General features: G+C 53.0%; 2 protein-coding genes. One reads left to right on the top strand and one right to left on the bottom strand.

Features of this window, described 5'->3' with window-relative positions; all coding sequences use genetic code 11:
• Positions 1 to 326: 326 nt before the first annotated feature.
• A complete protein-coding gene (locus tag D568_RS0107915) occupies positions 327 to 1,421 on the top strand; it encodes an NHL repeat-containing protein (RefSeq protein ID WP_157497750.1) in 1,095 nt (364 codons plus the stop codon).
• 103 nt (positions 1,422 to 1,524) lie between these two features.
• Here D568_RS0107915 and D568_RS19720 read toward each other — a convergent pair whose 3' ends face one another.
• Positions 1,525 to 12,234, bottom strand: coding sequence for an LPD38 domain-containing protein (locus D568_RS19720; RefSeq protein WP_020209053.1), 10,710 nt, complete (start codon positions 12,232 to 12,234; stop codon positions 1,525 to 1,527).
• Between the last annotated feature and the right edge of the window lie 57 nt (positions 12,235 to 12,291).

The following is a 12,291-nucleotide window of genomic DNA, read 5'->3' as shown; positions in this document are numbered from 1 at the left end:
GAGATGCTGTGAACAGAGAGTTAAGAAAAGAAAAATGGTCGGAACGGCGGGATTCGAACCCACGACCACCACACCCCCAGTGTGGACACGGAAAACCATAAGCTATTGATTTATATAGCATTTTTAATAAATCAAAAAGCGAAATACACGAAATAGCCGAAAATTCAGCATTGATTTTAAAGGATTTTTTTCCTATTCGGAAAACGGATTGTGCCTCATAAAGCCGACGTTTTTAAGGGGCCTCGCTTTCGTCTGGCATTGCCTTTACCTTTCAATTTACCGTTTAATAGGGCCGCCTATTTTGGCGACACGGACTCAGGGGAAGCATGATGCAAACAACCAAAAAAACAGCAACCAATTTCATTTTTTCTGTCGCGGCAGCAATCGTCTTATCTGCCTGTGGCGGAGGTGGCGGGGGCGGCAGCAGCAAGCCAACCGTTTCTAGTTCATCCTCAAGCTCTTCGTCAGTTGCAGTGACAGACGATGCAGACATAAACATCACGATAGATGCCTCTGAGGTTTCTAAATATTCCACCGTCATAATTCAAGTGACAGGAGAAACGACCGCCGATGAAGAGTACACGGGAAACTCTACCAGCTTCGTACTCCCTGATATGCCGGCAGGCAACTACTCGCTAAATATTGAGCTATATGAAGAAGAGAAGCTAACTGGCGAGGGCTCATTAAATTTAAGCCATGATCACGAGGATACGGACGCCCTTGTCGTTATAACACCTGTGGATAGCGGTGCTGAAATTGCGCCACTCCCAGAAGGCAGCGGAACGTTCTCGGTGAGCCTTTTCAAAGGCGCAACCTATGAGCTCAATGAGACTGACGGAACGATAGCCGTATTAGCAAATCCGCTCCCCACCGGTTACCTGGCGGTTGACTACGACAGCGAAGGCTATGTTTATGGGGCCGACCAATACGACCAAAAGATTGATCTGATCGACATTAGAACCGGTGAGGCAAAACTACTCTTTGCCACTGAATACGAGCTGTCCAATATGGCGGTAACGCCGGACGACACCATAACCGCCATTACTGAGCCACAAGATTTTCAAACGCGCTACCTAGTGGAGCTATCGCTTGAAGGCGAAGAGCTTTCCAGAGTCGAGATTACAAGCGACTTCCAAGGCATTGATTTTGATAGCAGCGGAAGATTGCTGGGTGTAGGTGCAGGCGCACTTTATGAGATAAACAGGGATACAGGAGAATACACAGAAATATCCATGCCGGTCCGCATTCCTGGCGCCCTGGTGAACGACATAGACATAAGCCCAGCCGACGAGCTGAGAACCATAAGTCAGTCGGGTGGCGGGCTAACAATATTCAGCGTGGAGCCAGAGAATTACGGCGTTATTGATGAAATAACTCTGCAGCAGGATCATTTTTCATTTAGCCCGGTAATACACCGATAGCTATGGCCTCAAAACCTCCATTCTGGCACACATGGCCCGGCATAATCCTTGCCGGAGCCATTGTGGCCGTTTACATCGCACAAATGGATTTCTGGCGCTATCTTTAGTCCTTTGGCCACACCCGGTTAAACCGGTCTGCCTCGCGCTTCATCCGCTTTTGCAGCTTTTCCAGGCGCTCATCCATCTGCTTGGCGGTCAGCTTCTCATTGGCTTCAATTCGATCACGGCGCTTACGCTGAGCGGCCATCTGTTGCGCCACATCATTCGCCAGCGCTTTTAGCCGGATCTTTTTGCCGTGCTCTTTGTAGAAGTCAACGCGCTCTTTGCCTTTCAGGGTTTTCCATTCAGCCTCCAGGCGCTCGGCCTCTTCCTTGCGGTCATAGAAGTTTGAAATATCGTCCCAGTGGGCGACCTTACCCGACATCTGACGCTTAAACGGAATTTCACGATCCTCCAGCGGCACACCTTGGGCAGCTTTTGTTATAGCGCTTTGAGCTCGGTTAACGAAAGCGCCAGCGCCACCAGTAAAGTAGTCAAACAGGTAGTCCAGCGAATCAGGGCTTACGTCCGCCCACCCGCCTATATGAGTGCCGCCCCCGGTGGCCTTGTTCATAAACATGGCCATGTTTTTCCATATCTCAGGGGTCGATCGCTTATAAAGCGCTGCGTCTGCCTTCGGTACCGCGAAGTCCATATTTTCCCGGTAGATAGGCCCACCCCAGAAATTCTCATTGGTCCACAAATCAACGAACGGCTTGCCCACGGTCGGCGTAATGGTGCGGCCGATCATGGTGCCGGTTTCGTCCGAGGTTGCCAGAGACAGAGGCACAAACGATCCTACAGCGGCCTTGGCCACATTAACGGCGCCCTCGCCCACTCCGGTTGTACCATTTGCCACGCCTTCCATCTGGGTGCCAAACACATGGAAAATGTTGTAGCCGTAAGGCAGTGGGATTTTCCAGTATTCCCCAGGCTCGCCACCGACAACGGATTTCATCAGCACGATATTGCGCTCTTTCACCCAGTCCGGCACCTTGTCGTACCAGTTCACCCCGTCGTCGTCTTCACCCGCCATTTCGCGGTTAAGCGCTGCCAGACCGAAGGCACTGGCCGCCGCCACAAGCCCGACTTTCTGCGCAGCATTTAGCGTTTTCTTGCCGTCTATGTCTTTGAGAGTGCCTATCGCCCGGGCAAAGGTCATGGTGCCCTGGACACTGGCGTTAAAGAACATATACAGGGCGTTCATCACCTGCCCTATTTCACCCTTGCGGTTAAAGTTTACTGTCAGGTTTTTGGCAAGCTCAGTGGCCTTTTTGCGAGATACTCCGGCATCGATCGCATGTTTATAGACCGACAGGCGCACCGCATTTTCTACCGCGGCGTTGGTGTTCTCGACAAACTCACCCACGGCCTTTGCGGCTCTCAGCACATTGCCCTTGGCATTTTTCTCCGACAGGCTCAGCAGTTTTTGCAGGTCGCGCTTTTGCCCCTCAATGTCTTTAGAGTCAAACCAACCGGTTTTAGCGCCGTCTTCCCTGAATTGATCGAAAGCCTTTTGCCACTCGCCAGCCTCGCCTTTCAGCTGCTTACCGGCCAGACTCATACGAATGGCGTATCCCGCCTTGGGCGCGCTCTTAACCATTTTCGCGGCGATCTTCTTGCCTTTGGCGCGGCCGTTATGCAAGTCCTGCTCGGCCAGCACATTGACCACGGCGGTCTGAATGTCCCGCGCCGCGTTGGTCACTACGAACTCAGGGTTAAAGCTAGTATTCACCGACGACAGGAAGCGAGACAGGTTGCCCGCCCACTGGGTCAGCTTGTTCATCGGCTCCGGCCCCATGTTTTTCATGGCCTTCATTAAGCGCTCATCATTGATCTTAATGAAATGCTCTTTGCCGTCGCGCTTCACGCTGAAATACTTGGAGCGATCAATCACCGGCCCCTCACCCACGGTTTCACCCTGGGAGTTTTTATACAAGCGCGGCTCCAGCTCGGGGCTTTCGGCGGTAAATACCTCCCAGTAATCCGGGTTCGGGTATTGCTCCACCAGGTCGAGGAAGGTTAAACCCACCTCGTTTTTACGCGAGCGAATAATAGCCTCGGTGGTATCCATGATGGTGTGAAGCAGGGGCGACTCGGGCTTGGTGCGGCGCCCTAGTGCACGCAAAGACTCTTTGCCGCGAATATCAAAGCCTTTGCCGACTCGAGGAAAGCTGGTGTTACTCTCATCCGTCGCGCGGCCTTTAAGCGGCACATAATGCTTGTAGTTTTCGTTCCAGGCATTGAGTTGGTCGCCATCCACCAGATTCTTAGCCAGCAGCTCTTGCTTGCGCTTTTGCAGGGCATACACGGTTTTCGCCAGCTCTACCAGCTGCGGCAGGCGCCCGGTGTCCTTCGCCTTTTTCAGCACTTGGCGGGCCTGCTGATCGGTCATACCTGAGCCACCATCTGGCATATCAGGATTAATCTTTGCGATCTGCGCGTTACGCTCTGGTGCGTGGCGAGCCCACAGGTACATATCAAGCTCTTCCTGGGTGACACCATAGTCAGCCATTTTTTCAGCCAGCGGCTCAACATACTGCTCGCGCAACTTGCGAATATCGTTCTCAGTCTTACCGTGGAAGGCCTCTTCTGCCCGGTAGGCGTCCAGCGCCTCATCCAACGGGCCACCCTGGGCTTTTTCAATCTCGCGCTGTGTCTGCAGCAGCGGCCGCATTTTGTCGGTGATTTTGCGCAGCAGGTAATCTTTGGGGATGCCGTAGATTTTGGCCTCTTGGGGGGCCGCAAACAGTGGAGTGTCGTCGTTGACGCTGAATAGCGTTTCACCCTCTCCAGAACGAGAAACCCCGGCACTTGGCCGGGGTTCTGAATCAATACTGTAGAGTACTGCGTTGTCGGGACCGGTTAGGCGTTTACTGCCGAACTTGCCATACTTCTCCAGTATGTCGGCGACCTCTTGGCGCGTTCCGCGTGAAAAGGTATTTGTGAGTACTGCTCTTTCAAGCGTTGTGCGACCCGCTGTAAGTGGGCCTCGCGCTCTTCCGGTGTCTTGCAGTCCTCGTATTTCTGCGGCTGTGTCATCGAATTTTTCAGCATCCCAAACCTCCCCCGTTTTGGAATCTTCAAACTGGTCAGTCTTTGGATTGTAGCGCAGGTTCTGGATTTCCGGAAATTGATTTACGACCGATTGATACGAGGCGTCGATCATCTGCCGTAAATTATGAGCGTCTTTACCGTCTTTCCACTCGATGTTAGGCATATCGACATTAGAATTACCGGTTACTTGATTTTGGTGCGGCCACAAATGTTTTGTTGTGCCAAATTTCAACGCGCTGCTTATCATGTTTTCCAAGCGTCGAGTTTGGGCCACATCGGATAAGCCATCTGGATCGCCGACAAACACCAGATCATTGTTATGTGCATAGTTGGCAACGGCATTGTAAATTCGTTTGCCGTTCTGGCCTTTTTCAACGGCAGACACATCGATCCAAACACTATCGCCCTTTTGATAAATCGCCGCGCGCTTACCTTGAGGCGTAATGATTCGCCACGATTTTTCCGCGCCGTAATCGTTCTGCAAGGCCAGCTCTTCGGCTTCAACGATCTGAACACCGCCAGGGCCTTCCAGCTCGTTGAATATTTCTTCTATGCCCTTCTTGTCACTTACCGGCAGCTGGAACGCATCATCGTTTTGCGCGAGCATTGTCCAGCCGGCCAGTACCGGGTCGTCGCCGATAATCTTGCGCGTAGGACGCGGCATAGAAGACACTGAGAACGCAGGCGCCGCCTGAGCACCTTCGTACTCTCCAGCCAAGTCAAATATTGTCCCGGTCGGGCCGCTGATGCCAGAATGTCCGCCTGCCTGCCTAGATTGCTTTAACAGTTGCATAATGTCGCTGTCGGTTATTTTCGACAGAGCTATAAACCCGTTTTTACGCAACCATGAACGAATAGCTCCGATAAATTCTTTAAGCGCCCTAATTACACTCGGCTTCTGGTTTTCTGAAATGTGAGCCAATAGCTCTTCGGCTAAAATTGAGTTAGCAGTATCGCGATCAAAAATCCCTAAATTAACCGCTTTGCTTAACCCACGCTCGTACCGTGACAGATCAATATTGTGCTTTCTGGCTAGATCGCGGACGCCTTTTAGGCCACCAACACGCAGATATAAACGCCCCATTGCTTGGCGAACATCTTGCCCAAAGATTGTTTTCAGGCCATGGTGTCCGTACAGCTCATGAAATATGGTACGTTCAACGTCTTCCGCGCTTTTTAGAGCCGACCGATTCAAGTAAACCGTTCCGTCTCGGTAAGCCCCTTTAACTCGCGAGCCATCAAAGCCAAGTTTTTTCGCGCTCTTCTTGATTGCTTCGGGGAACTCGTCAAAAGAATCAACCAGCTCGATCTTAGCTGTTGAGTCCGGCAAGGATGAAGCGATTCGATCTACTGTAGATTGCGCTTCTAGCTTTTCAACGGGCTGAGAATTGCTTCCACCTGATTTAAAAAGCGCCACATTGCCGTCGCCAGTCTCTTTTGTTTCGATAGACTCAAACAGGTTGTCGAACGCCTCAGCAACTGGCGTGACCTCATTGTCTTTCAGGTAGGGATAGCGATTCAGATTGCGAACGAAATCTTCCTCAGAGGCGACATTAGCCAAAAAATCATTCTGGTAACCCTGATCCGCCAGGCGAACAATCACATAATTCTCGAACGACCGGGCGGCCCGCTCAATGATACGCGACCAGTAAGCATCGACCTTGCCCTTATCTACGTCAATCGCGCGGCCAGACATTGGCGACTCTTCAAGGGTTTTCACCAGGCTGGCAAATGATTTTTCCACCACAGGACGAACACCGTCCTTATGATTTGGATCAGGTACCCAGTTTTCAGCGGCGAACAAATCATTATCAGGGCTTGCGGCTCGCCGTCTTTCTAGCTGAGCTTTGGTCATGGTTAAACCGTAACCCTTCCCGACATCCGCCTTGCGAACCATTAAAGGCTCAGGCTTATAGGTCACATAGGAATCTTTACGGTAGGCATCCTGATCGCCGGTAAAAACTGCCTCACCACGCTTATTTGAGAAATAGTTGTCCAGCGCGTGAAACCACTCATGCGCCAACGACCCGGCACCCTTTGTCTTTGTAAGGTTAATAACCTTAGAATCTGGCTCGTAGTGGGCAGCCGCTGCTCCACCCTGCCCCCTCGACCCCATACCAATGCCAAGTCGACCCTCCAGGCTCATGGCCTTGGGCGGCAAATTCAGAACTTCGGCCAAATCCAAAAAGGCATCGTAGGCGTCATTCAGCAGGCTCTGGCGCTCTTTGGCCCCCTTGCCTTGCTTCACCCAATTACCGAACTCAACACCCCGAAAACCAAAGGTTTCCAAGAATTGTTGTGGTGTTACGTCCTCGCCTTTCCGGTAATCTACTCCGGTTCTCTCGGCGTTCACACTGCGCCGCATATCCCGACGAGTCACGTTATCGCGGTTTTTTACAGCCTCCCATGCACCCACCAACTCTTCGTAGTTTTCGAGCTGGTATTTTCGAGCCTCACTTACATTCTCAAAGGTCTTCAACTGGCGGCGTTCACGGTCTCCCTCTTTGACAATGTAAGCCTCGCCAGTGTTGCGGTTGCTGTATATTGCGAACTTCACCTTACGCTCGGCCGGCTCTTTATCCTCCAAGAAGGTGGCAACATCGGGAATAGCTGACTCAACTGTTTTGTGCCCTCTAAAAGCCTCCTTTCTGCCATCAATAAACACATCAATCCAATACCCAGGCGTCAATTCGCCATCAACCATGTACCGACCATAAACAGACTGCACGGTGTCAATACGCATCCAATGCTTTCGATCAACCCCTTTCAGCAGCTCGACTCGCTCAAGAAGCTCGCTAAGACTTCTCTTGCCAGATTCTTTAATTTTTTCTGCCACCTTCTCGTGGCCAACCTCCTCCAAAAGGTTTGCCATATCCCGAGCCTGCTTAACGCTTTCCACCCAGCGCTGCAGCTTGTAGGCTTTCCGGGGTTTGGCAGGCACAATATCGCGAATCACCTTGTACCAAGCGGCCGTTTCCTTATTCTCAATTTTGTCTATCTCGGCCTTCGGGAACAGCTTGCCTAATGTACTTTGTGCAATTTGGTCGTCGTCCATATTTTCCAGACGCTCACGCAACGGTTTCATTTCATCCTTGCGCGCGCCACCAAGCTTCTCGCCGAAATCTTCAATAGGGGCCGCCGGGGCGCTTTGCTTTTTGCGTTCGGTTGACGGTTCCTTTTGCGAAGCCAGGTAATCTTCCAGTCGTGGCAGATACTTAGCGGCATTTTCCTTCGCTTCCACCAGAGTATTGCCCTCGGCATACTTAACCCCTTTGGCCAAGTCGGATTCACTGCCATACACCCGGTACCGCTTCACGCGCTTGCCCTTTAGGGTGTACGACTCGTCCTGAATAATGCGGCCGTCTTCGCTCTTCCATTGCTTTTTGCCTGACTTGACCCAGCGGGTTTTTCCCTCGGTCGGGGCAGGCGCTTCCTGTTTCTCGCCCCCCTTTGAGGGCCTTGGCCTAGCTTTGTTTTTTGCTTCTTTTAGATTTTCAGCGGTGGCATAGTTGTTCCCAGCTCCAAAATCAGACTCGCTAGCAAACACCATGTACATTTTCTGTCGCACACCGCCGAAGGTCGTAGAATGATCGGCGATTATCTGTCCATCACTGGACTTCCAACTTTTGGGCGACCTTTTGCTCCACGTTATTTTTAGATCTGACCCATCTGAATTCTTGGCCTCAAGAAAATGGTCAGCATTCAGCGGCTTGGTGTTATCACCGTCTTTGAGCCAGGCCTTAAACTCGTCCATGCTCATGCTGGTGACCGGGCCCACTTTCCACCCTTTGGTGTAGTTGTCTTTGTAGGCTTTGGTGGCGGCCAGCTTACCGCGGTAACCAACCAACACTTTGTGCTCATCGAAAGAGCCGTCAGGGTTTACTTGATCCACAACATACACACGCTGGGATTCGGGCTCGGGGCCAACAAATACGTCCACATGCTCACCGTCAGCACCCTCAGTGCGGCGAATGTAACCGTAGTGACTGTTCATGGTCACCGACCAATCATTGCCATCTGGATCGGTACCGGATCGCTCAGAGCCTTTGGGGTTCTCTACCGATATATCGAGGCCTTGGACGTTAATGTGGCCTTTCTGATAGTTGCCTGCTTCTTTTTGAGCTTCGGTAGGATTGGTGTCGGCTTGACTTGCCGCAGCGTCAATATCGGCGAGTGCCGTCTCATCAATGCCGTACTCTTCACGCAAAGCATCATAGGCCTGGCGATTTACCGACTCAGGCGAATCAGAGTTAAGGGCGTTAAATTGCTCGAACGTTAACTCTGCCTGGGCCCGGTCTACGGCCTGATCGTACTCTTCGCCAAGGCGCTCCATAGCCGCGTTATAGCCGGGGGAGCTGCGCTTGATACCTTGCTCTTTGGCCATTTTGATAAGAGTTTTCTTACGCGAGTCGGTGAGGATTTTGGGGAGTGCAGATTGACCATTGTCTGTTTTTTGGCCTATACTTTTACCCGTTGCTGATTGCTTGGCGCTAGGTCGGCTCTCGCCGGAACCACTAAGAGGGACCGATTCGGACAAGGCATTCTGGTCACCGGGGCCGGAGGGGCGTGACTGCGCAGCGTCCCACAGCTTCTCCCCTGTCACTTTCCTGCTCTTGTAGGCAGACACTACCGAATAAAAGTCTCCGCTCTCCATTGGGCGCAGCTCAACAACAAGCAACTCATCCGGCGAGCCACCCTTAACCATCTGCAGGCGTCCGCGACGACCCTTGTAAATTGCGTCAAAGTCAGATGCCACACCGCGAACAAAGCCAGTAATATCTTTAATTTCTGGATGCTCAGCAGCTATGTGAGCTCGCCCGTAGCCTTGATGCTTAGTTTTATGAACACCCTCTTGAAGTCGTATCTTGCCAGCCTGACGGCCAACTGCTTTGGCCACGGACTCGTCAACCTCACCAAAATCCGTTGAACCGTCTGGTGCAGACACGAAAGATTCTGGGCTGCTTTCACCCCGCGTGCTGGCAAACATATCGCCACCCTGAGGCTTTTGCAGCGGATCATTACTGCCGGCCACAGTCGCAGAGCCGCCATCCAAACCAAACTCTTCACGTTCACGGTCCACCTGGACGCGCTGCTCTTGTTCGGGCAAGTTTTCCGCTTGAGCTTCACGCTCGGCAATATCCTGCTCGGTGTAGGACTCGAGTAAATTTTCTTGATCGACGGGCGTTTCTTGGGGCGCAGAAGCAACAGAGCCCGCGTCATTGGCGAGCTCTGGTTCTTGACTGGGTTTTGGTTCACCGAATAACTGGCTTAACTCTCGTTCGGATTCGGCTCGCTGCTCTGCGGTTGGCTCTCCGTCGAATCCTGGGATGTCCGGCGCAGCGTCTCCAGGTTGCGCTCCCGACGAAGTTTGCGCTGTTCTATCAGGTGATCCGCCCCGCGCATTATCAGATCCGCGTCGAACTTCTCTTCCGTCTGATTGCTCACTAAATACCCCCTCAGCTCTTAGCTTGCCCATCAACTGAGGCAATGGGTTTTTGCCGTCAGCGCTGTACTGTTGAATTAACGATTGTAGCTTATCACGAGAATAGCCACGGCTTAGAATATCCGCCACCACTTCCGAAACAGCGGCGGTGGCTGGGCCGGATTCAGGCAGTGCCAAGTCGGGATCAATCAAACTCTCGGCAATTCGTTTGGCGTCACGCGATTGTATGGCATCGGCGCGCTCCTGCAAGCGCTGCTCAATCAAACCCTGGCGGTCATGCTGAATTTCATCCAGCATAATTTGCACAGCTGCAGCCTGACGCTCTCCCAGTTTTTCGCCACGCAAAGCCTTATCAACAGCGGTTTTTAACTGCTCAGTGGTGACCAGCTTCTTGCCGCTATCATCGGTCATGGCTTTGAACCACTCAGGGTTCACCGAGGGCGTGCGGCCAGTAATGCGGTCGTGCTCATCACGCACATACCCAACGTCGCCGCCTTTCACTAGCTCTCCGGCCATTTGCTCCAGTCGTGTGCGGTGCTCTTCGCGCAGCAGACGCGGATCTTTTAAGCCCTCTGGCAGCTTTTCATAGCGAGACTGGTCAATATGCTGGTCAATTAAACGTTGCACGCCAGCGGCCATTTGGTCACGCTTAGCAGTGTTTTGCGGGAGGTCTTGAGGCGAAAATTCTACGCCATTGTTGTATTCGGCTTGTTGCGGCTCCAGCTCCAGGCTCGGGCGCTCGGGAATATCGGGTCGCTCAAAGTTAATGGTGCCCTCGGGCGCCTCGGTAGGCTCGGGTTGTGCTGCCTGTTCAGGCTCTGGCGTATAGTTCGGTACCCTCGCCAAATCGCCCATAGGTACCAGTTCACGACGACCATCAACCTCAACCTCCGCAATGTCCTGGCCACCCATTGAGCCGGCGACACGAACGAATTCCGCTTCGCGCTGACCGTCGGGCGACTGCCAGAACACAGCCTCACCCGGGGCCGCATTGGCCATGTGGTTGTAGCCTTCAATCTCGGTTTTTCCTGGGGCAATCGGTTGTGCACCTTCATCAATGGAAAGCTCCGCACCCTGCTCTTGCTCCCACCAAGGGCGCTCTTGCGTCTCCTGACCGGCAGCCTCATCAGCAGCGGCTTCAAGATCGCTAATTTCCTGCTCAATATCAAAGTCATCTTCAAGCTCGGCTTCTACGTCCTCGGCGGTAACCGTTCTACGACCTCGCGCCTCTTGAATGCCATCGACAGCACCTTTTGCGGCACCAACCGTACCACCGCCAATGCCGCCCAGAATTGCGGCCTCTGCGCCTCGGGCGAACGCATCTCGCGCGGACAACTCCACATCGGTGCCGTAGTTCTCACCCAGGTACTCCAAAATACCTTCTTGGACAAATTCGGTACCGCCCTCAATGCCAAAATCCTTTACGCCCTCAGATGCGGCACGCTTCATCACATGGCGAATGGCTTTGTCCGAGGCTTCCTTGGCCGCCTCTTCGGAAATCTCACCGCCAGAAGCCGTTAAGCGCTTAGGCAAAATACGCTCAAGCACGGCCGATGCCGCAGCAAAAGGCGCTGCCTCTCGAAGCTCAACCGCAGTTGCTCGCTCAAGCCCTTTATTTTTCGCACGCTCATCGGCAATTTCACCCGAGCGCGCCATGATGTACGGGGCTATGCCGGCGCCAGATGCAGCGGCAACCATATCCGGCGTGGATACAGCCAGCGTATCCATACCGGCCGCCCAGCCCTCGGTAAGCGCACCAAGATAATCGCCACTGGATAGGCGTGACTTAGCGCGATCTAACGTGTAGCGACCTTGGTCATAACCAAAATCGGTCGCCTTTAGGTTTTCCGCAATACCATGGTGAATATCACCCACCTCTTTGCGTTCTGATTCGCTTAGGATTTTTTGCGGACGAATACTTGGGCGTGTCGGATTGCCGCCGACAATACCGGTGGGCGATGCCTCGGCGGCTGCGCCAATGGCGTCAACAAAACCACCGGCCAGGTCACCTACTCGCTCACCCGCACCGCGCAGACTGTTGCCGACACCAGACCAAAAACCTTCCTCTCTTTCAGGCTCGACCGGCGCAGGAATAGTGCGCTTATCAAATTCAGCGCGAATGCTGTCCAGCTGATCGGCTGGCGCACGCGGTTTAATTACGCGGTCAAAGTAGGCGCTACGGGTTTGCTCTTTCTGCTCGGGCGTCAGCGCCTGAAATTCGTCTTTTCCGGCAATGTCTGACCATTGAGGCACAGGGGTACGGTTATCGCTCATAGTCGATAAAGTCCTATTTGTAGATGGGGAATGGGGAGGGTGGCCCCGAAGGGCCGG

The organism is Gilvimarinus chinensis DSM 19667, from assembly GCF_000377745.1.
In the GTDB taxonomy this organism is placed as follows: Bacteria; Pseudomonadota; Gammaproteobacteria; order Pseudomonadales; family Cellvibrionaceae; genus Gilvimarinus; species Gilvimarinus chinensis.
Note: the sequence above shows the minus strand (reverse complement) of the source record. Positions and strands in the feature narration are given on the sequence as shown.